Below are 26,727 nucleotides of genomic sequence, written 5' to 3' on the forward strand. Positions count from 1 at the left end.
CTGCCGTGAGTTCACGTCGACATTGGAGGGTGGTGGCGGAGCACCCGGTTGCGTGGGAATATGAACCATGGAAACCAACGACCTGTATCCGGTGCATGTCCTCGACGATGAGGAATGCTGGGACCTCCTGCTCTCCTCGAGCTTCGGTCGCCTCGCTCTCAGCATCGCGGGCGAACCGGACATCTACCCGGTCAACTTCGTCGCCGCCGACCGGCGCCTGGTCTTCCGCACCGCGGAGGGCACCAAGCTCCTCGAACTCACCGTCAACAACAAGGTGGCCTTCGAGACGGACGGCATCGGACGCGACGAGGCCTGGAGCGTCGTCGCGAGGGGCCACGCACGGGTGCTCGAACACCAGGCCGACATCGATGCCGCCGACCAGCTGCCGTTGCGCCCGCTCATCCCGACGCTCAAGTACATCTACGTGGAGATCATTCCCGAGACGGTGAGCGGCCGCCGATTCCAGCTCGGACCAGAACCCGAACGGTACTGATGAGCGGCCCGGCCGTCCCCGGCACCGTCCTGGTCACCGGGACCTCCTCGGGCATCGGACTCCAGGCCGCGGTCGCGGCCGCCCGCGCAGGACACCCCGTCGTCGCGACCATGCGCACCCTCGAGGGAGCCCGCGCGCTGCGCAGCGCGAGCGAAACGGCGGGCGTGAACCTCGACATCCGCCGCCTCGACGTGACGGAGCCCGCGTCGATCACCGAGGTCATCGCGCACATGCTCGACCGGTACGGCCGGATCGACGCCCTGGTGAACAACGCAGGGGCCGGCCACGTCGGCACCATCGAGAACGAGGGCCTCGACGTCGTGCGCGCGGTCATGGAGGTCAATTTCTTCGGTGTCGTGAGTGTCACCCGCGCGGCTCTGCCGCACCTGCGGCAGAGCCACGGCAGGCTGATCACCGTCACGAGCGTCGGCGGCGTCGTCGGCCAGCCGTTCAGTGAGGCGTACTGTGCGGCCAAATTCGCGGTCGAGGGATTCATGGAGAGCCTCGCCCCTGTCGCGGCGACCGCTGGTGTCACGGTCACGGTCGTCGAACCCGGCGCGGTCGCATCGTCGTTCGTCGACAACATCGGCCTCGACCCGCGCGCCAGTCCGCCGAACGATCCGTACGCATCCGCCCTCGCGGGGTACCTCGCCAGGGCCGCGCAGTCGTTCAGTGCCGCGCAGTCCGCGGAGAGCGCCGGGGCCTTCGTCGCCGCGCTGCTCGACGGTGAGCGTCCGCCGTTCCGGGTGCAGACCTCCGACGCGGCGCGCGCGTTCGTCGGCGTCAAACTCGCCGATGCCGACGGCTCAGCGGTGCAGCGCATGACCACGGCCTGGCTCGACTAGCAGCCGGCTCGACGAGCGCCTGGCTCGACTAGCGACTGAGGCGCAGGAGGCGGAGCACCGCCAGCCCGTAGGCATCCGCCGCGTCGGTCGCCTCGATGGCTTCGAGCGCCCCGGCCAGCAGCGCGGTGACCCGATAGGCGTCGTCGCCGAGCCGCTCGAGGGAGTGGAATGCACCCCCGAGCATCTCCCGGAGCTGGTCCTCCCGTGGGAGCCAGAGGGCGTCCTCGAGGGCGAGAGAGTCGAGAGCCCACTCGGTCGTGCCGTTGAAGCCGAGGATGGTGCCGGTGTCGAATTCATGCGGTTCGATGGTCATCTCGCTGACCGTGAACACCTCGACGTCGAAGCCGGCCCGTTCGATCCGGAACGCGTCGCCTGAGGCGGGCCGCCAGGCCAGTCCGGCGGCTTCGAGGGCACGTGCGCAGTCGATTGAGATCATGGGACATTCTCGTCCGGACGATCGCAGACCACTAGCGTTGAAGGGAAGAGTTTCAGGAGGCAGTCCGTGACCCGAACCGTGAACCTGACGGTGCACGTCAAGCCCGGCAGCCGCAAGGGCCCGCTCGTCGCCGTCGACGACCCGGACTCGCTCGGCACTCCTACGGCGACGAGCGCGCCGACGGATGCCTCGCTCACGGTCTACCTGCAGCAGCGGGCCGTCGAGGGCGCCGCCAACGATGCCCTCGTCAAGCTGCTCGCGAAGCACTTCGCCGTTTCGAAGAGCGCCGTCACGATCGTGCGCGGACACACCTCGCGGGTTAAACACGTGCGCATCGACCACGAGCCGTGATCGATGCGCACGGGTTGCGGGTGAGTGCGCGGCCTAGCTGACGCCGCGCAGGTCGATCACGAAGATGAGGGTCTGGCCGGAGAGGCGGTGTCCTCCGCCAGCGGGCCCGTACGCCAGGTGCGGCGGCACGACGAGCTTGCGACGCCCGCCGACCTTCATGCCGGGGATGCCCTGCTGCCAGCCCGCGATGAGCGAGCGCAGCGGGAAGTTGATCGACTGGCCACGGCTCCACGAGGAGTCGAATTCGTCGCCGGTGTCGTATTCGACGCCGAGGTAGTGCACGTCGACGGTCGCGCCGGCGGTCGCCTCGGCGCCCTCGCCAACCACGATGTCGGTAATGGTGAGCTCCGTGGGCGCTGGGCCCTCCGGTGCGTCGAGTTCGGGCTTGGTGTTCAGATCAGTCATGCACCCATCCAATCGGATTTCCCCGCAGCATGCACGCTGGAAATTACCCCTTGCGCGAACGCCCCCGGAAGGCGCACGATATCACCAGGAACTCGTCATCCGGGAGAGTCGTCGGCAGTGCCACGCCACCGGATGACGAGTTCACTCGTTAACCGGCCGCGGGTCGACCGGCCGCGGGCGGCATCCGCGGGCGGCATCCGCCCTCTGATAGCGGATGCCGGGCCTCAGCCGATCACGACCGCCCGGTGCGCCTGGACGAGAGCGAGAAGCTCGGCCTCGTCGGCGCGGGCGACCCGGTCGGCGGCGCCTTTCAGCATCCGCCGCCCGGGTCCTGTGGCGAGCATCGGGACCTCCCGGGACGTGAACCAGCCGGCCGCCGCGTACTCGCCGAGCCTGGCGACGGTGATCCTCCCCTCCTGGCGCCGGAGCAGCACGACGGCGACGATGTACCCGATGAAGAGCGGGAGCAGCACGAGTAGGTAGTAGAAGAGAAGCGCGGGGTCGCTCGTGAGCAGGTAGGCGGCGCCGTTCCAGAGGCCGTGCAGGGCGACCACGACGGGCGGGCGCGCGATGTCCGAATTCCGCTACCGCCCTCGGGCCGGGAATGGCAGGCTGGAGGGGTGAACCCTTCCGACGCCACCAGACGCACGCCCGGCAGGTCGGGCACGCCCGGCCGCTCCGGCATCGCAGAGCGCGGCGACGACCGCCTCGCCGACCCGGCCTTCGCCGAACGGTACCGAGCGATGAGCTCCCGCGACGCGCGGTTCGACGGCCAGTTCATCACGGGCGTGCACTCGACCGGGATCTATTGTCGGCCGAGCTGCCCGGCGGCGACCCCCCGGCCCGGCAACGTCTCCTTCTACCTGACGAGCGCAGCGGCGCACGAGGCCGGCCTGCGCGCCTGCAAGCGTTGCCTGCCTGACGCGGTGCCCGGCTCCCCCGACTGGAACACCAGGGACGACCTCGCGGCGCGTGCGATGCGCCTGATCGACGACGGCACCGTCGAACGCGACGGCGTACCCGGCCTCGCCCGCCGCCTCGGCTATACCCCGCGCCACCTCACCCGGGTACTCGTCGCCGAGCTCGGCGCCGGTCCTCTCGCCCTCGCCAGGGCGCACCGCGCCCAGACCGCGCGCCTGCTCCTGCTCGGCACCGCCCTCCCGATCAGCGAGGTCGCCTTCGCCGCGGGATTCGGCAGTGTTCGCCAGTTCAACGACACGATCGCCGCGGTCTACGAGCGCACCCCCGGCGAGCTGCGCCGCTCTGCCCGCGCGCCGCGTGCGGGCAACACCGCAGGCGCACCCCGGGCCGCAGCCCGGGCGGCGACCGCGGCCGGGGCGCCCACCGCCGCGCACGCGGCGACCACCGCGCACGCGGCGACCACCGCGCACGGCCAGGCCCCGGGGTCCCCCGGTCCACGGGTCGACGCGACCGGGTCCGCGACCGGCCTGACCGCATCCGGGCGGTCCCCGTTCCTCGCGACCGACCGGGCGGATGCCGCCGGCCGCGCCGCCGCGGACCCCGGCATCCCCGCCGGGCCGGGCACCGGCATCCGCCTGCTGCTGCCCGCGCGGGCTCCGTTCGACGGTGCCGGTGTGCTGGCGTTTCTCGGCGCCCGGGCCATCCCGGGGGTCGAGGTGGCCGGTCCCGGTACCTATGCGCGCACGCTGCGCCTGCCGCACGGGGCCGCGACGGTCGAGCTGAGCCTCGCCGGAACCGAGGACGCGCCCCAGCTGGCCTGCGCGGCGCGGCTCGACAGCCTCGACGACCTCGCCCCGCTCGTGAGCCGGGTGCGGCGGCTGCTCGACCTCGACGCCGACGCGCAGGCGATCGACCACGTGCTCTCCGTCGACCCGCTCCTGGCCGGGGCGGTGCGCGCGGTCCCGGGGATCCGCCTGCCCGGCAGCATGGATCCCGAGGAGACCCTGTTCCGGGCGTTGTTCGGGCAGCAGGTCTCCGTCGCGTCCGCCCGCACCGCGCTTTCGCGGCTGTGCGCAGAGCTCGGGGCGCCCCTGCCGCTTCCCCTGCCGGGGCCGGAGACTCTGCCGGGGCCGGGGCCGGGGCCGGAGACGGCAACAGCGACCGCGTCCGCGTCCGCGTCCGGCGAGGAGCCTGCGCCGCGCCTCGACCGGCTGTTCCCGACGGCCGAACGCATCGCGGCCGACGGGCACAGCGTGCTGCGCGGACCGGCGAGGAGGATCGCTGCGATCCTCGGCGTCGCAGAAGCGCTCGCGACCGGCGAGCTCACCCTGTCGACGGCGGACTCCCGGGAGTCCCTGACCGCGACGTTGACCGCGCTGCCCGGGATCGGACCATGGACCGCCGGCTATGTGGCCATGCGCGTGCTCGGGAGCCCGGACATCCTCCTGACGAGCGATCTGGCCCTGCGCCAGGGCGCTGCCCGGCTCGGCCTTCCCGGCGACCCGCGCGCCCTCGCGGCCCACGCCGCCGGCTGGGCACCCTGGCGCAGCTACGCCGGAATGCACCTCTGGCGGGCCGCCGGGCTCCCCGGGCCGGCCGCGGCGTAGCTCCCCCGATTGACGGCTACTCTAGGCAGGTGAAGTTTGCGCACCTCAGAGTTGATGGCCAGTCCATGCCCCGCCTTGCGGCGGTGTTCGCGGAATCCGCGCTTTTCCTCGACGAGATCCTCGAGGACGCCCCGCGCGACCTGCAGGACCTGATCGAACGAGGCAGCGCCGAGTACGACCGGGTGCGCGCTCTCAGCGAGAACGCGGTCGCCCACGGAGCGACGCTCACTCAGCTCGAGGAGCTGCGCTACTCATCCGCGGTGCTGCGGCCGCCGCAGATCATCGCGATCGGCGCCAACTACGCCGCGCACTCCGACGAGCTCAAGCTGCGGACGGAGACCGGCGCGATCGTGTTCTCGCTCTGGCCGAATTCCCTCACCGGCCACGAGTCGACGATCTCGTGGGCCCCGGAGGTCGCCACCCAGGTCGACTACGAGGCAGAACTCGGCGTCATCATCGGGCGCCCGGCCCGCAATGTGTCGGTGCGTGACGCCCTCGACTACGTGTTCGGGTACACGGTCGTCAACGACATCACGGCCCGCAACCTGCAGTTCTCCGAGGCGCAGTGGTCGCGGTGCAAGTCCTTCGACGGCTTCACCCCGACCGGCCCGGTCGTGGTCACCCGCGACGAGATCGCCGATCCGCAGGACCTCACGCTCACCACCCACGTCGACGGGCGAATCCTGCAGGATGCCTCCACCGGCGACATGATGCGGTCGGTCGCGGAACTCGTGTCCTACCTGTCGCAGACCTCGACGCTGCTGCCTGGCACGCTGATCTCGACCGGCAGCCCCGGCGGCGCCGGTTACAGCCGCACTCCCCCGGTCTTCCTGCACGACGGCTCGACCGTGACGATCACCGTGGACAAGATCGGCTTCCTCACCACGCACTGCCGCACGGTCTAACCCGCGAGCCCGCGCGGCCGCCCCCCGGCCCGCACCGTCCCCCCCCCCCCCCCCCCCCCCCCCCCCCCGGCCCGCACCGTCCCCCGCCGTGCCAGAGAGTCCCCAGTGCTGCCGAGAGTCGCCGAAGCACCGGGTGCAGTGGGAGGAAGCGGCGACACTCGCGGCTTCGACCAGGCCGGGCGGGCCGGGAGTAGCATGTGCGGCGAGTCCGTACCCGACCCGAATCGGCGCGGCGAGAGGGGGCACCGTGACCACCGTCTCGGTCGTGATCCCCTGTTATAACGACGCGGTCTTCCTCGAGGCGGTCCTCGCCGCGCTCGGGGACCAGACCCGGCCGGCCGACGAGGTCATCGTCGTCGACAACGCCTCAATGGATGCCTCGGCGCGCGTCGCCCGGGCGGCCGGCGCCGTTCTCGTGGCCGAACCGGTGCACGGGATCTGGCCGGCCGCCGCCGCCGGCTATGACGCGGCATCCGGCGACCTGATCGCGCGGCTCGACGCCGACTCTGTGCCACCGCCGGACTGGATCGAGCGCGCCGAGAGCATCCTCACGCTCGCGCCGATCTTCGACGTCGTCACGGGGCCCGGTGATTTCTACGACTGCCCGCGGCTCGTGGCCGCGCTCGGGCGGTTCGTGTACCTCGGCGGGTACTTCCGGCTGATCGGGCTGTGGCTCGCGCAGCCGCCGATCTTCGGATCGAACTTCGTGATGCGGCGCGCGGTCTGGGCCGAGGTGCGCACTCTCGTGCACCGGGAGCGGGAGGACGTGCACGACGACCTCGACCTGAGCCTGCATCTGCCGCCCTCGGTGTCCGTGCTGTTCGACGCTACGCTCAGGGTCGGGATCTCCGCCCGGCCCTTCGACACCTGGCGCGGCATCGCCCGGCGGCTGGACTGGGCGTACCGCACCCTCGCCCTGCACTGGCCAGACGGGTCGCCCTGGCGGCTGCGGCTGGCGCGCCGGGTCTGGGCGCATCGCATCCGCGCCTGAGCAGCGAGCATCTGCGCCGAGCGCGGGAGCCGAGCTGCGCCGTCCGCGAGAGCCGGGCCGCGCCGGGCGCGCGCCAGTTGCACCCATGCGCGCCAGATTCGCCGCGCACCGGAGAGTTGACGAGCCCGGCGGGGTTTCAGGAGCGGGCGTAGAGGGCGAGCAGGTCACGGGCGAGCTGGTGCGGCGTCGTCTCGCAGGGACTGTGGCCGGTGCGATACACGCGGAACTCGGCGCCGATGCGCCCGGCGAACGCCCGGTGCAGCTCGAGAGGCCAGAGGTCCCGCTCGCCGACGGCGACAAGCAGCGGAACCGGGCTCCGCGCGAGGTCCGCCCGCAAGTCGGGAGCGTTCTTCATCAGCTGCATGATCTCGTCGATGCTCCGGCGGATCGTGTCCTCGAAACGCAACTGCACGAGGTGGAGCCGGCCGGGTGGTGCATGGTTGCGGTTGGTGACGAGCCCCCAGACCATCAGGCTCGCGATCGTGTGCGCGGGCAGCAGCCAGCTGAGTGGCCCGATCCAGCGCACGCCGCGGAAGGTCTGGCCGGCCAGGGGCGGGGCTGCGAGAAGCACGAGGCTCGCGAACAGGTCCGGACGCGTGGCGAGCGCGATCTCCGCGACGATCCCTGCGAAGGAGTAACCGAGCACGTGTGCCGGCCTCGCCCCGGCATCGAGGACTGCCACGAGGTCGGCGGTGAACAGTCGGTAGTCGTAGCTCTGCCCCGCTCCAGGCCCCGCGCCGGCCGACTCGTACTGCCCCGCGAGGTCGTAGCTCTCCACGAAGTAGCCGGCGCCGGCGAGGAGCGGGGCGAGCAGCACGAAGTCCTCCTTCGAACCGGTCGCACCCGGCACCAGCACGACTCGCGGATGCCCCGACTCGCCCCAGGCGAGCGCCGCGAGGGAACCGCTCGGAGCCTCGAACCGGAAGGCCATGGCCCCCGGCGCCAGGCCGGTCCAGTCCCGGTCCGGGAGCGGCCGGTCGAGGGCCGCTGCCGGATCGTCGGGCGCGTGGCTTTCGATGACGCCGGCCGGCCGGTGCACCCCGCGGCGTCTCTCCCGGATGGACACGCTGACACAGTAGCGCGACCCCGTCGTCCTCGAAGCCCCTGATCGGCATCCGTTCTCCCCGGGGCGGCGGCTCAGAAGGCGAGGGCGAAGGGCAGGAACGCGAGCCCGAAGATGAGCCCGAGCACCAAGAGCAGGAACACCCCGGCGAGCATCACGGCGTTGAGCACGATGCCCCAGAGGGCCATGGCGCGGGCGTACGGCTCCCGGCCGAGGGCGAGCACGCCGGTGATGAGGCCGACGATCGGGGCCACGAAGGTCCAGCCGGCGAGGATCGAGACGAGCCCGAGCCCGAGGCTCGTCAGCGCGAGCGGGCTCGCGGGTCGCACCGGCGCGGCTGGCGCGTACGCCGGCGGGGCCGGGTACGCGGCGAGCGGTGTCGTCTGGTCGGGATGCAGGGTGGACATTCTGGACTCTCCTTGGAATACGGCCGCGGTTGACGGCTCTCTTCCAGAGTACGAAGCCGGCCTGCCGCCGACCATGGGGCTATCCCCCGCATCCGCCCCGGACCGATTCGACGGAGATTTTGGGATTCTGACACGTGAGAACGCTGGGGTCAGCCGCCGATCAGGGTCTCGATCGGGCCACGTACGAAGAAGACCAGGAAGCCGACCGCTACGATCCAGAGCAGCGGGCTGATCTCGCGCACCTTGCCCGAGAACGAGCGCACGACGACCCAGCTGATGAAGCCGGCGCCGATCCCGTTGGCGATCGAGTACGTCAGCGGCATCACGATGATCGTGAGGAACACCGGGAACACGATCGAGAACTCGCTGAAATCAATGAAGCGGATCTGCGACACCATCATCGACCCGACGATCACGAGCGCCGCAGCTGCGACCTCGAGGGGCACGATCTGGGTGAGCGGGGTGAAGAACATCGCGGCGAGAAACAACAGCCCGGTGATGACGTTCGCGAAGCCGGTGCGGGCGCCCTCGCCGATGCCTGCCCCCGATTCGATGAACACGGTGTTGGAGGACCCGGAGGTCGCTCCGCCGAGCACGGCGCCGACACCCTCGACGATCAGGGCCGATTTCAGCCGGGGGAAGTTGCCCTTGTCGTCGGCAAGGCCGGCCTCGGTCGCGAGGCCGGTCATGGTGCCCATCGCGTCGAAGAAGTTCGTGAAGACGAGGGTGAAGACGAGCATGAGCGCCGCGAGAACGCCGATGCGGTCGAAGGCGCCGAAGCTGACGTGGCCGAGCAGGCTCAGGTCGGGTAGGGACACCGCGGTCGTCGGGAGCACGGGGGCGTTGAGGTTCCAGCCGTAGGCGTTGGTGCCGAGCGACGGCCCGACCTTGAAGATCGCCTCAAGGATCACTGCGATGACCGTCGTCGCGACGATGCCGATCAGGAGGGCGGCCTTGACCTTGCGCGCGACGAGCACGCCGATCAGGAGCAGGCCGATCACGAACACGGTGGTCGGCAGGGTCACGATCGACCCGTTGTCGCCGAGCTGCACGGGCGGGCTCGCGGTCCCGCTCGAGCGGACGAATCCGGAGTCGACGAGGCCGATGAACGCGATGAACAAGCCGATGCCGACGGTGATGGCGATCTTGAGCTGGTGCGGAACGGCGTTGAAGATCATTTCGCGGAGCCCGGTCGAGGCCAGGAGGACGATGATGAGTCCGTTGATGAGCACGAGGCCCATCGCCTCCGGCCAGGTGACCTGGCCGACGACGCTCACGGCGAGGTAGGAGTTGATGCCGAGGCCGGCGGCGAAGCCGAACGGCAGCCGGGCGATCACGCCGAAGAGGATCGTCATGACGCCGGCGGTGAGCGCGGTGACCGCGGCGACCTGGGCGTTCGGGAGCCAGCCGCCGACGACGTCGACAGAGGCCTGGTCCGCGCTGAAACCGCCGAGGATGAGGGGGTTGAGGATGACGATGTACGCCATGGTCACGAAGGTGACGAGGCCGCCGCGGATTTCACGGCCCCAGCTGGAGCCGCGGGTCGTGATCTCGAAGTAGCGGTCGAGACGCCCCTTCACACTGGTGCGGAGTGGTACGGGCGTGTCGGTCTGTTTAACAGGAATGGGGTTCTCCAGGCTGCCGTCTCGGCTGATTCTCAGCTTCCAGCTTACGCGTGTTGAGATGCGGCCCCGGGTATGCGCCACCGCCTCCGGTCCTCAGACGTGCGGGACGAAGGATCCCCACGCCATCCGCCGCTCGGCCAGCGGATCGGACTCGACCCGGTCGGCCGCGTCGATGATGAGGGTCAGCCGGCGCGTCTCGTCATAGAGCGGCCACGCGGCATCCGGTTCGCCCGTTGTCGCGAAGCCGAGCCACCAGCCCTGCATGCGCTCCCCGATCGCCTTGAACTCGCGGCGGCCGCCGATGATCGTCATGCCCCGGCCGAACCAGCCGTCCAGCCGGTCGAAGAGCGGGAACAGTTCGAGGCCGTGGGTCGCGTCGAGGCCCATCCGCCGCACGAGTCTCGGAGCGAAGTCGAAGCGGTAGAAGTGCACCGGGGCGTAGCGGGAGTGGCGCTCGCCGACCTTGAGGCTCGGATACCAGAACGAGAAGTCGCCGCCGAAGTCGAGGGCGGGGCGCAGCGCCGGGATGCCGGGGTACTGGGCCTTCAGCGCCTTCCTCGCCTTCTTCTTGGTGTTGGCGAAGATCGCGCGGATGCGCTTGGGCGTCGAAGCGAGGATATCGATCCGTCCGCTGAAGAGGGAACCCTCGCGGGCGTTGGTGCCGATGATCAGCGGGATCCGTGCCGCGCGGCCGTCCCGGAACGCATCGAGCGGGCGTTCGGGCAGGAAGTCGCCGTCGATGACGGGCGACAGCGGAATCGTGCCGGGGTACTGGTCGGGCGCCCGCACAGTGAGCTCCATCGTCGCGGCGGCGAGCCGGGCCGGAGACGCGTCGAGCAACAGCGCCCGGGATTGCCCGAGGACATCCGGGTGCGCGTCCGCCAGCGCGTCCGGGCCGGCGTGCTCCGGCACGCGTGCGATCCCGTCCGCTGTCGCGCGTGCCGCGAGGATGCTCACGAAGTCGCGCGCCCACTCTGCCGTGAGCGCCGGCGGATACACCGCGTTCGGCGGTGCGCTCTGCGCGATCGCGCGCTGGAAGAGCCCGTGGGCGCTCGGCACGGTCATCAGGGTCGTCACGGCATTGCCCCCGGCCGACTCGCCGAAGAGCGTCACGGCATCGGGGTCGCCGCCGAAGAAGCGGATGTTGTCCCGCACCCAGGCGAGGGCGGCGGCCTGGTCCCGCAGCCCGAGATTGCTCTCGAACGGGCGCTCCGGCGTCGAGTAGCTGCTGAAGTCGAGGTAGCCGAGCGCGCCGAGCCGGTAGTTCAGGCTCACGTACAGGATGTCGCCGCGCCGGACGAGGCCTTCGCCCTGGGTGGGCACCTCGCGGGAGGACCCGACGCTGTACGCACCGCCGTGGATGAAGACCATCACCGGGCGGAGTCCAGCCGGATCGACGGGCACGTCAGGGGCGATCACGTTGAGATTGAGGCAGTCCTCATCCTGCGGGATGTCCGGGCGCGCCCCGTTGAACTGTCCCTTGTGGCTCTGCGGGGAGACGGGTCCCCAGTCGGTCGCGTCGCGCACACCCGACCATGCCGCCGGCGGCTGCGGGGCTCGGAACCGCAGCGGTCCGACGGGCGCCGCGGCGTAGGGGATGCCCCGCCAGGCGCGTACGCCCCGCACCCGGATCCCGCGCACCAGGCCGGTCCCGATCCGCACCGTCAGTGCCGCGTCAAGCGAGTCGTCGTGGGCAGGCTGAACGGTTCGGGTCACGGTCCGATCCTAATTCTTCACTACGATCGGAATACGTCCCACTACGAAACGAGCGACAATGGCACTGCCCTGGACCCTGCACGGCGACGGAAAAACGGTCGGGGTCGGGGACGTGGTCGGGCCGGGTGAGCGCCTGAACTGGCCGCTCACGATCGGGATCGGTGCCCAGCACGTCGTCGCGATGTTCGGTGCGACCTTCCTCGTTCCGCTGCTCACCGGCTTCCCGCCGAGCACCACCCTCTTCTTCTCCGGCGTCGGAACGCTGCTCTTCCTGATCATCACGAAGAACAAGCTGCCGAGCTACCTCGGCAGCTCGTTCGCCTTCATCGCCCCGATCACCGCGGCCGTCACGACGGCGGGCATGGGCAGCGCCCTGTTCGGCATCCTCGCCGTCGGCGCGCTGCTCGCGATCATCGGCGTCGTCGTGCAGGTCACCGGCACCGGTTGGATCGACGCGCTGATGCCGCCCGTCGTGTCCGGTGCGATCGTCGCCCTGATCGGCTTCAACCTCGCCCCGGTCGCGAAGGCCAACTTCGCCCTCGCGCCCCTGACCGCCGTGATCACCCTGGCCGCGGTCATCCTCTCGACCGTGCTGTTCCGCGGCATCCTCGGTCGTCTCTCGATCGTGATCGGTGTCGCGGTCGGCTACCTCGCCGCCCTCCTCTCCGGCCAGGTCGATTTCTCGAAGGTCAACGATGCCGCGTGGATCGGGCTGCCGCCGTTCACGCTGCCGACGAACCCCTTCGAGAACGCCGCCGTGCTCGGGGTGCTTCCCGCGTTCCTGCCGGTCGTGCTCGTGCTCGTCGCCGAGAACGTCGGCCACATCCGCGGCGTCGCCCAGATGACGGATGCGAAGGTGAACCGGTTCACCGGGCGCGCCCTGATGGCCGACGGGCTCGCGACGATGCTCGCCGGGTTCAGCGGCGGCTCGGGCACGACGACCTACGGCGAAAACATCGGCGTGATGGCCGCGACCCGGATCTACTCGACCGCCGCGTACTGGGTCGCCGGCCTCGTCGCCGTGCTGCTCGGCCTCTCCCCCAAGATCGGCGCGGTCATCAACACCATCCCCGCCGGGGTGCTCGGCGGCGTCACGACCGCCCTCTACGGCCTGATCGGCATCATCGGCGTCAAGATCTGGCTCGACAACAAGGTCGACTTCAGCCGTCCGGTCAACCAGTTCACGGCCGCGACCGCGCTCATCATCGGCATCGCCGACTACACCTTCACCGCCGGTTCGCTGAGCTTCAATGGCATCGCCCTCGGCACGGTCGCCGCAATCGTGATCTACCACACCATGACCGTGATCGGCCGGCTCCGCCGCACCGACCGCTGACCCGCGACGCGCCATCGGGGCGCGTGATCGTCGCGCGCCAGTTGCGCCGCTCCGCGCCAGGCATGCCGGCAGCGTAGCGGCGCAGCTGGCGCGCGACGCGTCGTTGGTCCCGACGTGCGCGGTCAGCGGTGCAGCGCGGGCACGATCAGGTAGACGCCGTAGAGCACGGCAGCGACGCAGACCACGAAGCAGGCATAGGCTCCGACGAGCGCGAGACGCTTCTGGAACACGGTCAGCGGGTTCGCCGTCGCGGATTTGCGCCGCCGTTTGGCCTCTTTGGCCGCCCGCTTGGGCGTGAGCACCGTGATCGCGCCGGTGAAGGACGCCGGATCCACCACGAGGGCGCGGCCGGCACTCGTCAGCAGCCGGAGTCCGAGGGAGTACAGGCTCACGACGAGGGTCGACGAGAGGAGCGAGGCCCCGGCGACGACGACGAATGCTCCCCAGTCGATCACAGCGACACCTTCTTCTGGTCGCGCCGCGCGATTCGCCTGGGCGTCTTCTTGATGTTCACGACGAGGGCGGCGTCATCGATGTCGTGGAGGTTGTCGTGGGTGATGCGGGTGCGCCGCGACTGCCGGAACAGCAGGGCGACGATGACCGAGCCGATGATCAGGTCGATGACGAGCCCGATCGGCCCGAGCAGGGTGAAGCCGGCGGCGAAGGCGCCCATGACCGCGGAGGCGGGCAGGGTCAGCAGCCAGCCGAGCGCGATCTGGCCGGCCATGCCCCAGCGCACGGTCGCCCCGCGGCGGCCGAGTCCGGAACCGATGACGGAGCCGGAGGCGACCTGGGTGGTCGAGAGCGCGAAGCCGAGGTGGCTCGAGGCGAGGATCGTCGCGGCCGTGCTCGTCTCCGCGGCGAAGCCCTGGGCGGGCTTGACGTCGGTGAGTCCCCTGCCCATCGTGAGGATGATCCGCCAGCCGCCGGTATACGTGCCGATCGCGATGGCGAGTGCGCACGTGCAGATGACCCACCACTGCGGGCCGCTGCCGACCGCCTGGAATCCGCCGGCGATGAGGGTCAGCGTGATCACGCCCATCGTCTTCTGCGCGTCATTGGTGCCGTGCGCGAGGGCGACGAGGGAGGACGAGAAGATCTGCGCGTACCGGAAGCCGCCCCGGCCGTCCGCCTTTCCTGCGTCACGACGCGTGATGAAGTAGGCGAGCCTGGTTGCGACGAGCGCGACGACACCGACCGTGACCGGTGCGATCAGGGCGGGCAGGATCACCTTCGCGAAGACGACGGTGAAGTCGACCGACTGGACGCCGATGCCGATGATGGCCGCACCGATCAGGCCGCCGAAGAGGGCGTGGCTCGAACTCGACGGCAGCCCGCGGAGCCAGGTGATCAGGTTCCAGACGATCGCGCCGATGAGTCCGGCGAAGATGATCTGCGGCGTGATCTGCACCCCGCCGTTGCCCTCGCGGATGATGCCCCCCGACACGGTCTTCGCGACCTCGGTGGAGAGGAATGCGCCGACGAGGTTGAGCACAGCTGCGAGGCCGACGGCGACCTTGGGCCGCATCGCCCCGGTCGCGATGGGCGTCGCCATCGCGTTCGCGGTGTCGTGGAAGCCGTTGGTGAAGTCGAAGACGAGGGACAGCGCAATGACGAGCGCGACGATCAGGGTGAGATCCACCGGAGGCTTTCTTGTTCGGCTGCAACAGGCTGCAGCCGAATCCGCGCTGTTCCCGGACGCCGGACGAACAAGCGACCTAACGATCCTGACACTCCCGGGAGGTCAGGTCAATTCAGCGGGAATAGTGCACTCGTTCAGACGCCGCTCACCGGCGGCCCCTGCTCGCTCGGCTGCCCGCTCAGCTGCTCGCGACCACCGTCGCCAGGTCCGCGCCGAAGGTGAACGTGCGGCGCACGGGCACGCCCGCGAGCACGCCCGGAAGCCAGTGCCTGGCATCGTCCCACATCTCGTCGAGGGGCAGCGCTGCGACGTCGAACCAGACCGGGTTGAGTTCGTCCGATTCCCGGGGAGTGCCACTCCAGTCGCTGCACACGAAGACGGACGATTCCTGGCTCCATGCCTCCCGGTGCGGGAACAGGTAGGTCAGCACACCGACGGCGGTGAGAGCGGATGCCGCGACGGAGAGTCCGGACTCCTCGTCGATTTCGCGCACCGCGGCATCCACCGCGGTTTCACCGGGTTCGAGCTTGCCGCCGAGGCCGACGATGTTGCCGAGGCCGAGGCCCTTCTTCTTCCGGCCGAGGAGCACCTGGGTGCCTCCGGCGGGCGATTCGCGGGTGAGGTAGCACACGCACACCTGGGGCAGGGTCATGGACCCAGCTTAACGGCGGGGTTTGTTAGGCTGCGCGTATGAATTTCGTTCCCGAGTCGGGCACCATCACCATGTTCACGACCAACTGGTGCGGCTATTGCTCCCGGTTGAAGTCCCAGCTGGACAAGGCCGGCGTCGGCTACACCGAAGTCAACGTCGAAGAAGTCGACGGCACGAGTGAGCTCGTGATGAGCCTGAACGGCGGCAACCGCACCGTGCCGACGGTCCTGTTCCCGGACGGGTCGAGCGCGACCAACCCCTCGCTCGCGCAGGTCCAGGCCAAACTCGCCTGAGACCCGGCCGGTTTCCCCGGTCGATAACGAGATCCGGCCGGCACCGGAAGAGGTACCGGCCGGACTGGTCACGCAGGTTTAGCCGAAGAGGACGGCGGCCTCGTCGTAGCGTGCCTGCGGGACGGTCTTCAGGCCGATCGTGGCGTCGGCGATGCTCACGATCTCGATGTCAGTGCCCTTGAGCGAGACCATGGAGCCCCACTGGCCGGCGTGGATCGCGTCGACGGCGGCCATGCCCAGGCGGGTGGCGAGCACGCGGTCGTATGCCGACGGGGAGCCGCCCCGCTGGGTGTGGCCGAGGACGGTCGCGCGGGTTTCGATGCCGGTGCGCTCTTCGACCATCGGGGCGATCATTTCGCTGATGCCGCCGAGGCGGGGACGGTTGAACGCGTCGAGGCCCTTGGTGGAGAGTGCTTCCTCCATGCCGGCGAGCTTGAAGCCCTCCGAGACGACGAGGACCGGCGCGCGGCCGCGGTCGCGGACGCTGAGGACCCACTCGCAGATCTGCTCGATGGTCTGGCTCTGCTCGGGGATGAGGATGGCGTGTGCTCCGCCGGCCATGCCGGAGTGGAGGGCGATCCAGCCGACGTGGCGGCCCATGACCTCTACGATCATGCAGCGACCGTGCGACTCGGCGGTGGTGCGGAGGCGGTCGATGGCCTCGGTCGCGATCTCGACGGCGGTGTTGAAGCCGAACGAGTAGTCGGTGGCCTCAAGGTCGTTGTCGATGGTCTTCGGCACGCCGACGATGCGGATGCCTGCGTCGGTGAGGCGGCGGGCTGCGGTCAGCGTGCCCTCGCCACCGATCGCGATAATGGCGTCGATGCCCTCGGCATCCATCATCTTCTGGATGTTAACGGGTCCGCCGTTCTCGCCCTCGAACGGGTTCGTGCGCGAGCTGCCCAGAATGGTGCCGCCCTGACGGGATAATCCACGCACGCTGTGGCGATCGAGGGTCATGAACTCCCCCTGCACCAGCCCGCGCCAGCCGTTGCGGATTCCGATGAATTCATCATCGAGAACGCGGACACCTTTAAGGACGGAACCGCGAATAACCGCGTTCAGCCCGGGGCAGTCTCCACCGCTCGTAAGGATACCAATTTTCATCTGTGACTGCTCCTTCATGCTCAAGTACTCATGTCGGCGCCTGCACCAACCCCTAATGATGGTCCCGAATCGGGGCCAGACTCAAATCCACGCCAGGGAGTGCGGGCTACAGCTCCCCGTCGAGCGCCTGGGTGAGCAGGAACACGAGTGCGCTGGCCTGGATCGAGTCCTCGGTCGAGGCCTCGCCCTCGACCCCGTCGAGCGCGCGGGCCGCGAGACCCTGCTTGCTGCCGATCAGTTCGGCGATGCGCGCGTCGATCGTGTGCGCGGCGATGATCCGCCACGCGGTGACCGGTTCCGACTGGCCGATGCGGTGCACCCGGTCGATGGCCTGGGTCTGCTCCGCGGCCGTCCAGCTGAGCTCGGCGAGCACGACGTTCGAGGCCGCCTGCAGGTTGACCCCGACGCCGGCGGCGCTGAGAGAGCAGACGACGACGGCGACACCCGGGTCGTTGTTGAACGAGTCGATCGCGGCCTGGCGGGCGAGCGCGGTCTGGTCGCCCCGGAGGGAGACGGAGCGCATGCCGCGCTTGGCGAAGATCTGCTCAGCAGTGTCCATGACGTCGATGTGCTTGGCGAAGAACACGACCTTGCCGACCGAGTGCGCGAGCTGCACGGCGTAGTCAGCGGCGAGCCCGGCCTTGGCCTGGCCGATCTTGCGCACCATGGTGAACACGTTCTCGCCCGTGGTCTGGCCCTTGGACTCCTCGAGCTCGGCGTGGGCGACCGCGCGGATGAACGCGGTCCGCTGGGCGCCGTCGAGGCTGGGCGCCGTGCGGCCGGGATGGCGCGCGGACACGAGACCGTGGTACCGGGTGACGAGGCGGGCTGCGAGTTCCCGTTCGGCCTGGCGGATCGAGCGCCCGAGGTCGTCGTCGAGCTCGACCGGCAGGTCGGCGATGCGCTTGGCGGGCAGGTCCGTCGCGACGTCGACCTTGCGGCGGCGCACGATGCCCATGTCGATGACCGCGGCCCTGGCTTCGGAGTAGAAACCGGCATCCGCCGGGGTGAGGCCGGTGGCCTCCAGCCGGGCCATCAGCTTCGCGGTCGGCTTGTCGCCGTCGATCCAGCCGAGGAACTGCCAGATGGCGCGGAAGTCGTCGACGTCGTTGATCAGGGGGGTGCCGGTCAGGGCCATCAGCAGCGGGTTGCCGCCGGGGGTGCGGCGGCGGATCTGCTCGGCGAGGGCGAGCACGTGGCGGGAGCGCTGTGACTGCAGGTTCTTAATGAAGTGCGCCTCGTCGACGACCATGCCCTTGAAGCCGAGGGTGCCGAGCCAGGCCCTGTGTCGGTCGAGCACGTCGTAGTTCACGATGACGACGTCGGCGAAGGCGTCGAGGGTGTCGCCGTCGCCGTGGATGACGGTCGCCCGGCGCTGCGGCGTCCACATCTCGACCTCGCGCACCCAGTTCATCTTGACGACGTTGGGCACGATGGCGAGCAGCGGGTACGCGCCGGCGACGGATGCCGCGAGCAGGCTCTGCGCGGTCTTGCCGAGACCCGGCTCGTCGGCGAGGAGGTAACTGCGATGGCCGAGCCGTGCGCTCTCGATGAAGCGGGACTGGTGCCGCATGAGTTCCATGCCGGGCGGGGAGAGCCGGTCGATGACGGGCGCCTCCGGCAGGTCCATGCTCGCAGCCTGGCCGCCGGAACCGTATTCGAAGGACTTGAAGAGCGGGCCGATCAGTTCCCAGTTGGCGAGGCGGCGCCCGGAGATGACGGGAGCGGCCTGGACGGCGCTGAAATCGGGGGCGAGGAAGGGGTTCGCGAGCTGGCGCGCCCGCACGGACTGCGGGACGACCTGGTTCTCCGGCTCATCGGGCTTGACCTCCGGCTCGCGGGTGATGATCAGTTCGTCCGGGCTCAGGTCCGCCCCGGATTCGAGGAGCCAGTCGCGGCGGAAGCGCTGTGCGACGGTCGAGACTCCGGCGTCGGGTTCGAGGAGGGTGATCAGGCTCGTGTCGCGGGCCGCGGTCTTCGCGAGGATCTGCGCGATGCCGTCGAGGCGTTTGAGCAGCTCTGCCCTGTTCGCGTCGGTCAGTTCGCGGTCGCCCTTGACCCTGGCGCGTTCCTCGCGCATCAGGAGCGCGATGACCTGGTACTTCGTGCGGTTCGTCGGCCCGAGCTTGGTGCCCGACTGGGCCTTGGCTTCGACCTCGCGCACCTTGCGGGCGAGGATCGGGATGATCGGGGCGTCGTCGTCCCTCGAGCGTGCGCGCTGCCTGGCGCGGCCTCCGGCCGGAGCATGGTTGTTCGAGCCTGGGGCCTGGTGGCGGGTGTATGCCATTCTTCTCCAACTTCACAGCGGCTGTGGCAGCGTGATCCACGCGCGACGTCCTGCGGCATCCGTGGACACCAGAGCGATCAATCGAAAGAACCGGGCCGAGCCAACGAAACGATTGTGCTGCAGACCGCTTCGGTAATACACCGGGGAGGTCGAGACGACGACCGGGTTTCGACGCACCTGTAGTCTACGCCCGCGCATCCGCCCGATGACACACCCCGCACGACGCTCAGTGCACAGGGACCTTGACGCGCACCCCGACGACGATGAAGAGCAGCGCCGCGACATACTGTGCGGCCACCCAGCCTTGCCCGTTCAACTCGATCACGAAGATCGGGTTCCACAGCACGGCGATGGGGGCGAGGCCGATGAGCCACCACCAGGCCTTCCCCTGCAGGGCGAAGACGCAGAGGATGAGAGCGAGGATGCTGACGGTGTACCGGATGATGATGAAACTGTCGGCGTCGATCAGGGCGAGACCGGCAAGCAGGGCGATGGCGCCGAGCAGTCCGGGCGCGAGCGCCGCCCGGGAGAACGTGGGTGCGACCGGGGTGCCCATCAGACGCCCCCTCCCCCGCCGCCGCCGCCTCCGCCTCCGACGGACCCGCCGCCGCCGAACCCGGAACTCGAGGAGCTGGACGCGGTGCCCGACCACGCCGACGTCGTCGAGCTCGCGAAGCCGCTCAGGCTCGCCGCGAAGAACCCGGCGTTGAACGCGCCGGTGCCGTAGTACCAGTCCGGCTGGGACCGGCTCTGCGCGTAGTACTCACCGAGCACGGCCGACCAGTCCTTCTCCTGCCCGAACAGCACGGCGAACGGCAACAGACGCTCGTAGAGCTTGAGGACCTGAAGTGGCTGCCCGGGGTCGACCATCATTTCCGGGCTCCCCGGCTCCGGGCGGTACGGCGAGCGCAGGGCGCCCTGGGGGCTCTGCAGCACCCGCAACCTGTCGGTCTCGGCGACTCCGATGTACAACCTGACTCCTTCGAGGTAATCGCGCAGTTCCGCCCCTGATGCGGTGAGCGGGCGGATGCTCGACGCGAGTGACACGGTCGTGATCGCGCCGACCAGCCCGGCGAGGAGGACGAGGAACGGCCACGCCCCGCCGATCTCGAGCGCGAGACCGACGACGCCGCCGAGAACGGCGACGAGGCCGCCGACAACGGAGAGGCCGAGCAGCGCGGAACGCAGGGACCCGCCCTTCTTCTCACGGAACCCGGCGGGGATCGCCGCCCGGCGGGTCGCCCGCAGTTCGCCCTGAAGCGCGGTGGTGAGGCTGGTGCTCTTGTGTTTGAGGTCGCGCTGGGTACCCGGTTTCAGCCCGGGAAAGAGGTGGCCGAGCACGGAGAGCTCCGTCGCGTCGACGCCCCGGGTGTCCCGCAGTTCGAGCAGGTAGTGCCTGGGCCCGGAGCCTTCGAGCACCCGCACGTTGCCGCGCACGGCGAACTGCAGGAACTGCGCGGTGATGGCCTTCGTGGACGTGCGGGTCACCTCGCCTGCCTGGAGCAGGTTGACACCCTTCGGCGGCAGGTATTCGGCGATGATCGTGGGTCGGCCGGGCGCAGTGCGCCAGCGGGTCGCCCGCGCGACGATCGCGAGGGCGGCACAGACCAGCGCGAGCACGGCACCGGCGAGGCCGACGGCGGGGATCGGGCTCGCGAAGAACGAGTTGTCCCTGGGCACGAAGGTACCCGGGGTGAAACCGACGACCAGGGTGAGCCCCTCATGGGCGGCGAGGCTGACGCTGCTCGCGGTGACCCGGGTTCCGGTCGTCGCTGCCGCACTCGAATCCGTGCTGATCTCGGAGCAGTCGGCCGAGGAGTTCGTCGATCCCTGGAGGCACCTGGCCTGGCCGGTCAGCCGGCCGGTGAGCGCAGGGTCGACCGTGAGCGTTGCGGAGACGGAGCCGAAGGGCTGGGCCCAGCCGGTTCCGTTGACCTCCCAGTAGAACTCCTCGTCCTGCGCATCCGTCGGGACAAGGGTCACGTCCCGCTGTGTGTATGTGATCACATAGGTCTGCGCGCCGTGCACGTAGCCGTCGGCTGCGCTCGTCACGATGAAGAAGTCGCCGTCGTCACTCTCGCTCGTGTCGCTCGGCCGCGGGGCACCGTTCTCGTCGGTGACGCTCACACGGTCGATCCCGGTCGGATGCCCGTCGTAGTGACTCGGGATCGACCGCCGGATGCCGTGGTTCTGATCGAAGTCCGGGAACCGGGCGACGATGGTCTCCGTCGTCGTCAACGCGGAGTGCCCGTCCGCGGACCGGCTGAGCACGAAGTCGGAGTGCATCGAATCGAAGCTGAAGTCGTCAACCCCGCCGGGCACGGAGACGGCGGGCTGCCCCAGGGGCGCGGCCGCGACGGCCGCCGCGGGCACCGACAGGGTGAGGAGGGCGAACGCGCCCAGGATGGTGACGAACAGGGATCGAGCCAATCGGCGCATGCCCCCACTCTAGCGAGCGGGCAGGGGCGCAGACGTCGCCTCGGCGGTGGCCGTGATGCGGTTGGCCATCCCGCTGAAGACGATCCCGTGGAACGGCAGGATCGAGAACCAGTAGAGCCGACCGCCGAGGCCGCGCGGGAAGAACACGGCGCGCTGGCGGTAGACGGAGCCACCGTCCGCGGCCGGTTCGGCGGTCATCTCGAGCCACGCCCTCCCCGGGACCCGCATCTCGGCCCGGAGGCGGAGGAAACGCCCGCGCTCGAGGCTCTCCACCCGCCAGAAGTCGAGCACATCGCCGGTGTGAAGGCGGTCGGCGTCCCGCCGGCCGCGGCGGAGCCCGACGCCGCCGACGAGCTTGTCCGCCCAGCCGCGCACGGCCCAGGCGAGCGGGAAGGAGTACCAGCCGTTGTCGCCGCCGATGCCCTCGATGATGCGCCACAGTTCGGCGGGCGCCGCGTCGGTGTGCTTCGCGCGAACGTCGGTGTAGACGAGGTGCCCCGCCCACTCCGGGTCGCTCGGCAGCGGGTTGCTGCTCGCCCCCTCGATCGAGGCGTTCCGCCAGCTGGTCTCGACGTCGCCGTCGCGCATCCGCCCGAGCGCGAGCCGCACGGCCGTGCGGTACCCGGTGAGACCGCCGTCGGGAACGGGGATGTACCCGTCGATGTCGTGTTCGCCCATCACGCAGTCGTTCTGCAGCGAGGCGATGATCGGCACGGCGAGGTTGCGCGGGATCGGGGTGACGAGGTTGACCCACTGCGAGGCGAGCCACGGGGTCAGCACCGGCAGGGCGGCGATCGGGCGCTGACGGAGGCCCGCCTCGAGGGCGTAGCCGTTCATCATCTGCCCGTAGCGGAGCACGTCGGGACCGCCGATGTCGAAGGTGCGGTTGACGGAGTCGGGCAGGTTCGCCGCGGCGACGAGGTAGTAGAGCACGTCGCGCACGGCGATCGGCTGGATCTTGTTCCGCACCCATTTCGGTGCGGGCATGTACGGCAGCACCTCGGTCAGGTGCCGGATCATCTCGAAGGACGTCGAGCCGCTCCCGATCACGACGCCGGCTTGCAGGGCGGCTGTCGGCACGCCGGAGGCGAGCAGGATCCGTCCGACCTCGGCCCGGGAGCGCAGGTGCCGGGAGAGGGTCTCGGTGTCCGGGTGCAGCCCGCCGAGGTAGACGATCCTTGAGACGCCGGCCGCCGCAGCGGCCGACGCCACCGTCCGGGCGGCCCGTGCCTCGGCCTGCTCGAAGTCGCCCGAACTGCCCATTGCGTGCACGAGGTAGTAGACGACGTCGATCCCGGCGCACGCCGCGTCCACGGCGTCGGCGTCGGCGAGGTCGCCGACCCGGATGTCCACCCGGTCCCGCCAGGGGACGTCGGTGAGCTTCTGCGGCGAGCGCACTAGCACGGTCACCTCGAATCCGGCGTCGAGGAGGAGCGGAACCAGCCGCCCGCCGATGTAGCCGGTCGCCCCGGTCACGAGTGCTCGTCTGGCAGTCATGGTCAGAGCATAGGGCGAATGCCGGCGCTGAGGCTGGGAGCCTGCCGGGCCTGTGGATGAATCGCCCGCGCTCGATGCGAATCCGGCAGGATCGGCGCATGACTCTTCGACTCGACCCCCGGTATCCGCTCGTCTGGCGCTCGCCGGACACCATCCAGCTCGGCGTGGACCACCCGGCGCTCCGTGTCCGTGTGCCCGGCCCCGGCCTCGAACGCGTCATCGACGCGCTCCGGTCCGGGGTGCCCCGCACCGGCGCCGTCATGCTCGGCCGCAGGGGCGGGGCGACTGCCGAATCCGTCTACGCCCTCCTCGCGGCGCTCCGCCCGGTCCTGCTCGACGACCTCGGGCCCGAGTCCTCGCCGCCGGCGCCCCGGCACTGGGTGTCCGTCGACGGGCGCGGCACGACGGCAGCGCGGCTCCGTTCCTTCCTCGACGACCTCGGGCTCGACACCCACGACCTCGACGACGGCGTCGGCGGAAGTGCGCGGATCGCCGACGATTCCGGCCACGGCACCGGCATCCGTTTCAGCACCGCGAGCGGCACCGGCGCGGATGCCGCCGCCCCCGCGAACACGGACCTCGCGGTGATCATCGGCCGGTTCGCGATCGAGCCGGCGCGCTACCGGCGCTGGCTGAACCGGGACGTGCCGCACCTGCCGGTCGTGTTCGGAGACCGGAAGGTGCGGATCGGCCCGCTCGTGGAGCCGGGGCTGGGCCCGTGCCTGTTCTGCCTCGAGCAGGCCAGGGTCGACGCAGACCCGGCCTGGCCCGCGATGGCGAGCCAGCTGGCCCACCGACCTGCGCCGACGGAGTCACCGCGTCGCGGCCTCGAGGTCGCCGTCCGGGTTGCGGGGATCGTGCAGGACCGGGTGCTGTCCGGTCACTCGGCGCTCGCGGGCGTCTCCCTGTCGATCGACGCCTCGAGCGGAAGGATCACGCGCCGCGTGCACCGGCCGCACGAGCGTTGCGCATGCCGAGCTCTGTCAGGAACCGCGATCGTTCCCTGGGCGCCCGTTGCTGGTGCCCGGACGCGGACCAGCTCAGTGCGAGTCGCCGGCGTGCCCGGGTGATGCCGACGTAGAGCAGCCGGCGTTCCTCGTCGATCTGCTCGAAGGTGCCCGCGTAGCTGATCGGGACGAGCCCCTCTGACAGCCCCACCACGAAGACAGCGTCCCATTCGAGGCCCTTGGCAGAGTGCAGCGTCGCGAGGGTCACCGCCGAGACGGTCGGTTCGTGCTGGCCGGCCTGCCGCTCCATCAGTTCGTCGGTGAACTGACGGAACGTCGTGCCGGGCGCGGCCTGGTCGACGAGCCCCATGATCGCGTTGAGCGATTCCCAGCGGTCCCGCACCGCACCGGCGGCCTCCGGCGCGGTCTGGCTCCAGCCGAGCGAGCGCAGCACGTCGCTGGCCGACTTGAACAGCGGCTCGCCCACGATCGAAACGGATGCCGCTCGCAGCTGCATCACGGCCTGCTTGACCTCGGTGAGGTCGAAGAACCGCTTCGATCCGCGGATCTGGTAGCTGATGGACAGGTCGCCGAGCGCGGTCTCGAGAGCCGCGGCCTGCACGTTGACCCGGTAGAGCACGGCGATGTCCTCCGGCCGGATTCCGGATTCGATCAGTTCGAGGATCTGCTGGGCGACTCCGCGCGCCTCCGCGAGGTCATTCGCGTACTCGTGCACGCTCGGTTCGACCCCCGGCTCCGCCGAGTGCGCCCGCAAAGTGAGCGCCCCGGTGCGGCCGCGCATCAGCTGGTTCGCGGTCGTGACGATCGCCCCCGTCGACCGGTAGTTCTGTTCGAGGCGCACGACCGTCGCATCCTCCCAGCGCTTGGGGAAGTCGAGAAGGTAGTCGCTGCGGGCGCCCGCGAAGGAATAGATGGTCTGGCTGGCGTCGCCGACCACGCACAGGTCCCTGCGGGGCCCGACCCAGAGGGCGAGCAGGTCGTGCTGCAACGGCGACACGTCCTGGTACTCGTCGACGACGAAGAACCGGTACTGCTCGCGTACCTGCAGGGCGACGGAGGGTTCGGACTCGATCATTCCGGCCATCGCGAGCAGGACATCCTCGAAGTCGATCTGCTTGCGCTCGTCTTTCAGCCGTTCGTAGCGTTCGTGCATGGCCACGACCTGGTCGGCGTCGAGCCGACCGGGCAGGCTGCGCCTGGCGATTCCGGCGGCGTAGTCCTCGATGCTGAGCCCGGAGGTCTTGCGCCACTCGACCTCGGCCGCGAGGTCGCGCAGGGTCGCGGTGTCGAGCCGGAGTTTGAGCTGTTCGGCGGCGTGGCCGAGCAACCGGCCCTTTCCGTCGAGGATGCGCGGCGCCTGGCCGCCGACGACGTGCGGCCAGAAGTAGTTGAGCTGAGAGAGCGCTGCGGCGTGGAAGGTGCGTGCCGCGACACCGCCGGCGCCGAGTTGGCGCAGCCTGCCCCGGAGTTCCGCGGCGGCCCGGGAGGTGAAGGTGAGGGCCATCACCCGGTTCGGGGCGTACGCGCCGGTCATCACCCCGTAGGCGATCCGGTGGGTGATCGCGCGGGTCTTGCCGGTGCCTGCGCCCGCGAGCATGCACACCGGCCCGACGAGGGCCTCCGCGGCGATGCGCTGCTGGTCGTCGAGGCCGGCCAGGAGCGTATCGGGGGTCAGCGCCATCCGGCGACCAGGTCGGGGCCGAAGTCGATCGGTCCGCCGTACCACTGCTCGATGATCGCGCGTGCGATCGAGGAGCGGCCGGGCAGGATGATGCTGTCGCCGGCCGCGGCGAGTTCGGAGCGGCTGAACCAGCGCAGGTCGAGGATCTCGTCGCCGTCCGGCAGGACACCGTCCGGCTGCTGGCCGTCGGCGAGGCGCGCTGTGAAGCCGAACATGATCGAGGCGGGGAACGGCCACGGCTGGGAGCCGAGGTAGACCGGGTCGGTGACTCGGAGGCCGGACTCCTCGAACATCTCGCGGATGACGGCCGCCTCGAGCGACTCCCCCGGTTCGACGAAGCCTGCGAGCAGGGAATAGCGGTTGTTCTCCCACAGGGCATTCGACCCGAGCAGGATGCGATCGTCCTCGTCGGTGATCAGCACGATCACGGCGGGGTCCGTGCGAGGGAACACCTGGCTGCCGTCGACGGGGCACCGGCGGCTCCAGCCGCCGCCCTCGACCTCGGTTGCGGCGCCGCAGCGCGGGCAGTGCGCGTGCGAGGCGTGCCAGTTCGCGAGCGCGAGTGCTTCGGTGAAGAGGCCGGCGTCGCGGTCGGAGAGGGCGCTCGCGACGGTGCGGAGCGGCACCCAGAGGGACTCGTCCGGTTCGAGGGTCGCGGCCCGTTCGTCGTCGAGGATCGCAGCGACCAGACGGGTGCCCGCGGGTTCCGCGCCCTCGTCGGCGAGGGACCGGCCGAGGTAGAGCTCGATCGGGGTCCGCGCGACGAGGGCAGGCGAGAACAGACGCAACCGGGGCCGGCGGCTTCCGGAATCGGTTGCGGCGAGCTCGTGGGTGCCCGCGGGGGCCGCTCCCGGTGTACCCGCCAGGAGCGTGGACCCGCGCCAGAGCGGGAGGACGCGCGTGGCGGCATCCGCCCGGAGCTCGTCTAAGAGTCCGGGCAAGGCCCGGGTGAGGTGGTCCCTGTCGACGGCGTGGCGGGACAGCGGCAGTTGGGAGGTGAACGTGAACGGCATGAAGACCCTTCGGACTCTGGCGTGACTGCCGAAGTTGTGTGGAGGCG

Annotated in this window: 25 protein-coding genes; 8 read left to right on the plus strand and 17 right to left on the minus strand. The window is 70.2% G+C overall.

Annotated elements, in window-relative coordinates; genetic code table 11:
* Positions 1-67 precede the first annotated feature (67 nt).
* Both RCH22_RS10220 and RCH22_RS10225 read left to right on the plus strand, forming a co-directional pair.
* A complete protein-coding gene (locus RCH22_RS10220; RefSeq protein WP_327013880.1) occupies positions 68-493 on the plus strand; it encodes a pyridoxamine 5'-phosphate oxidase family protein in 426 nt (141 codons plus the stop codon).
* Positions 493-1,338, plus strand: a complete 846-nt coding sequence (locus RCH22_RS10225) for an SDR family oxidoreductase (protein ID WP_327013881.1) — start codon at positions 493-495, stop codon at positions 1,336-1,338. The genes RCH22_RS10220 and RCH22_RS10225 overlap by 1 nt, the downstream gene beginning before the upstream one ends.
* Positions 1,339-1,366: 28 nt before the next feature.
* Here RCH22_RS10225 and RCH22_RS10230 read toward each other — a convergent pair whose 3' ends face one another.
* Complete coding sequence (locus tag RCH22_RS10230) at positions 1,367-1,774, minus strand: hypothetical protein (RefSeq protein WP_327013882.1); 408 nt, start codon at positions 1,772-1,774, stop codon at positions 1,367-1,369.
* 66 nt (positions 1,775-1,840) lie between these two features.
* On the opposite strand from RCH22_RS10230, the gene RCH22_RS10235 reads away from it, so the two are divergent.
* Complete coding sequence (locus RCH22_RS10235; RefSeq protein ID WP_327013883.1) at positions 1,841-2,125, plus strand: DUF167 domain-containing protein; 285 nt, start codon at positions 1,841-1,843, stop codon at positions 2,123-2,125.
* 33 nt (positions 2,126-2,158) lie between these two features.
* Here the strand turns inward: RCH22_RS10235 and RCH22_RS10240 are convergent, their stop codons facing one another.
* Complete coding sequence (locus RCH22_RS10240) at positions 2,159-2,530, minus strand: FKBP-type peptidyl-prolyl cis-trans isomerase (RefSeq protein WP_166788266.1); 372 nt, start codon at positions 2,528-2,530, stop codon at positions 2,159-2,161.
* A gap of 224 nt (positions 2,531-2,754) precedes the next feature.
* A complete protein-coding gene (locus tag RCH22_RS10245; protein ID WP_327013884.1) occupies positions 2,755-3,084 on the minus strand; it encodes a hypothetical protein in 330 nt (109 codons plus the stop codon).
* A gap of 129 nt (positions 3,085-3,213) precedes the next feature.
* Here RCH22_RS10245 and RCH22_RS10250 point away from each other — a divergent pair, with 129 nt between their 5' ends.
* The 3 genes from RCH22_RS10250 to RCH22_RS10260 all read left to right on the plus strand — a co-directional run bounded on the left by RCH22_RS10250 (position 3,214) and on the right by RCH22_RS10260 (position 6,954).
* The gene (locus RCH22_RS10250; RefSeq protein ID WP_327015499.1) at positions 3,214-5,058 is read left to right on the plus strand and encodes an AlkA N-terminal domain-containing protein; all 1,845 of its coding nucleotides are present in this window, start codon (positions 3,214-3,216) and stop codon (positions 5,056-5,058) included.
* A gap of 65 nt (positions 5,059-5,123) precedes the next feature.
* Positions 5,124-5,963, plus strand: coding sequence for a fumarylacetoacetate hydrolase family protein (locus RCH22_RS10255; RefSeq protein ID WP_327013885.1), 840 nt, complete (start codon positions 5,124-5,126; stop codon positions 5,961-5,963).
* A 247-nt stretch (positions 5,964-6,210) separates the two neighbouring features.
* Complete coding sequence (locus RCH22_RS10260) at positions 6,211-6,954, plus strand: glycosyltransferase family A protein (protein WP_327013886.1); 744 nt, start codon at positions 6,211-6,213, stop codon at positions 6,952-6,954.
* A gap of 136 nt (positions 6,955-7,090) precedes the next feature.
* On the opposite strand, the gene RCH22_RS10265 is transcribed toward RCH22_RS10260, so the two are convergent.
* The 4 genes from RCH22_RS10265 to RCH22_RS10280 all read right to left on the minus strand — a co-directional run bounded on the left by RCH22_RS10265 (position 7,091) and on the right by RCH22_RS10280 (position 11,765).
* Positions 7,091-8,020: an alpha/beta hydrolase gene (locus RCH22_RS10265; RefSeq protein ID WP_327013887.1), complete on the minus strand. Its 930-nt coding sequence runs from the start codon at positions 8,018-8,020 to the stop codon at positions 7,091-7,093.
* 71 nt (positions 8,021-8,091) lie between these two features.
* A complete protein-coding gene (locus RCH22_RS10270) occupies positions 8,092-8,424 on the minus strand; it encodes a hypothetical protein (RefSeq protein ID WP_327013888.1) in 333 nt (110 codons plus the stop codon).
* A gap of 149 nt (positions 8,425-8,573) precedes the next feature.
* Positions 8,574-10,004 carry an NCS2 family permease gene (locus tag RCH22_RS10275; RefSeq protein WP_327013889.1) on the minus strand — a complete coding sequence of 477 codons (1,431 nt, stop codon included), beginning with the start codon at positions 10,002-10,004 and terminating at the stop codon, positions 8,574-8,576.
* A 138-nt stretch (positions 10,005-10,142) separates the two neighbouring features.
* The gene (locus tag RCH22_RS10280; RefSeq protein ID WP_327013890.1) at positions 10,143-11,765 is read right to left on the minus strand and encodes a carboxylesterase/lipase family protein; all 1,623 of its coding nucleotides are present in this window, start codon (positions 11,763-11,765) and stop codon (positions 10,143-10,145) included.
* A 58-nt stretch (positions 11,766-11,823) separates the two neighbouring features.
* Between RCH22_RS10280 and RCH22_RS10285 the strand changes: the two genes are divergently transcribed.
* Positions 11,824-13,101 (plus strand): solute carrier family 23 protein, encoded by a 1,278-nt coding sequence (locus RCH22_RS10285; RefSeq protein ID WP_327013891.1) that lies wholly within the window; start codon positions 11,824-11,826, stop codon positions 13,099-13,101.
* Between the two features lie 122 nt (positions 13,102-13,223).
* Here the strand turns inward: RCH22_RS10285 and RCH22_RS10290 are convergent, their stop codons facing one another.
* The 3 genes from RCH22_RS10290 to RCH22_RS10300 form a co-directional block, all read right to left on the minus strand.
* Entirely contained in the window at positions 13,224-13,556 is a 333-nt protein-coding gene (locus RCH22_RS10290; RefSeq protein WP_327013892.1) for a peptidase, read from the minus strand.
* Positions 13,553-14,743 (minus strand): anion permease, encoded by a 1,191-nt coding sequence (locus tag RCH22_RS10295; RefSeq protein WP_327013893.1) that lies wholly within the window; start codon positions 14,741-14,743, stop codon positions 13,553-13,555. The genes RCH22_RS10290 and RCH22_RS10295 overlap by 4 nt, the downstream gene beginning before the upstream one ends.
* 178 nt (positions 14,744-14,921) lie before the next feature.
* Positions 14,922-15,395, minus strand: a complete 474-nt coding sequence (locus RCH22_RS10300) for an 8-oxo-dGTP diphosphatase (RefSeq protein WP_327013894.1) — start codon at positions 15,393-15,395, stop codon at positions 14,922-14,924.
* A 38-nt stretch (positions 15,396-15,433) separates the two neighbouring features.
* Here RCH22_RS10300 and RCH22_RS10305 point away from each other — a divergent pair, with 38 nt between their 5' ends.
* A complete protein-coding gene (locus RCH22_RS10305) occupies positions 15,434-15,688 on the plus strand; it encodes a mycoredoxin (protein WP_134449563.1) in 255 nt (84 codons plus the stop codon).
* A 78-nt stretch (positions 15,689-15,766) separates the two neighbouring features.
* Here RCH22_RS10305 and RCH22_RS10310 read toward each other — a convergent pair whose 3' ends face one another.
* From RCH22_RS10310 to nudC, 7 genes are all read right to left on the minus strand, one after another.
* Positions 15,767-16,795: a 6-phosphofructokinase gene (locus tag RCH22_RS10310; RefSeq protein WP_134449562.1), complete on the minus strand. Its 1,029-nt coding sequence runs from the start codon at positions 16,793-16,795 to the stop codon at positions 15,767-15,769.
* 106 nt (positions 16,796-16,901) lie between these two features.
* A complete protein-coding gene (locus RCH22_RS10315) occupies positions 16,902-19,082 on the minus strand; it encodes a DEAD/DEAH box helicase (protein WP_327013895.1) in 2,181 nt (726 codons plus the stop codon).
* Between the two features lie 226 nt (positions 19,083-19,308).
* A complete protein-coding gene (locus tag RCH22_RS10320; RefSeq protein ID WP_327013896.1) occupies positions 19,309-19,638 on the minus strand; it encodes a DUF6804 family protein in 330 nt (109 codons plus the stop codon).
* Positions 19,638-21,521, minus strand: coding sequence for a DUF2207 domain-containing protein (locus RCH22_RS10325; protein WP_327013897.1), 1,884 nt, complete (start codon positions 21,519-21,521; stop codon positions 19,638-19,640). The genes RCH22_RS10320 and RCH22_RS10325 overlap by 1 nt, the downstream gene beginning before the upstream one ends.
* A 9-nt stretch (positions 21,522-21,530) precedes the next feature.
* Positions 21,531-23,018, minus strand: a complete 1,488-nt coding sequence (locus RCH22_RS10330) for an SDR family oxidoreductase (RefSeq protein WP_327013898.1) — start codon at positions 23,016-23,018, stop codon at positions 21,531-21,533.
* A 933-nt stretch (positions 23,019-23,951) separates the two neighbouring features.
* Entirely contained in the window at positions 23,952-25,667 is a 1,716-nt protein-coding gene (locus tag RCH22_RS10335) for an ATP-dependent helicase (RefSeq protein WP_327013899.1), read from the minus strand.
* Entirely contained in the window at positions 25,658-26,680 is a 1,023-nt protein-coding gene (gene nudC / locus RCH22_RS10340; RefSeq protein ID WP_327013900.1) for an NAD(+) diphosphatase, read from the minus strand. The genes RCH22_RS10335 and nudC overlap by 10 nt, the downstream gene beginning before the upstream one ends.
* Positions 26,681-26,727: the final 47 nt, after the last annotated feature.

The sequence above is a fragment of the Cryobacterium sp. GrIS_2_6 genome (genome assembly GCF_035984545.1).
GTDB lineage: Bacteria > Actinomycetota > Actinomycetes > Actinomycetales > Microbacteriaceae > Cryobacterium.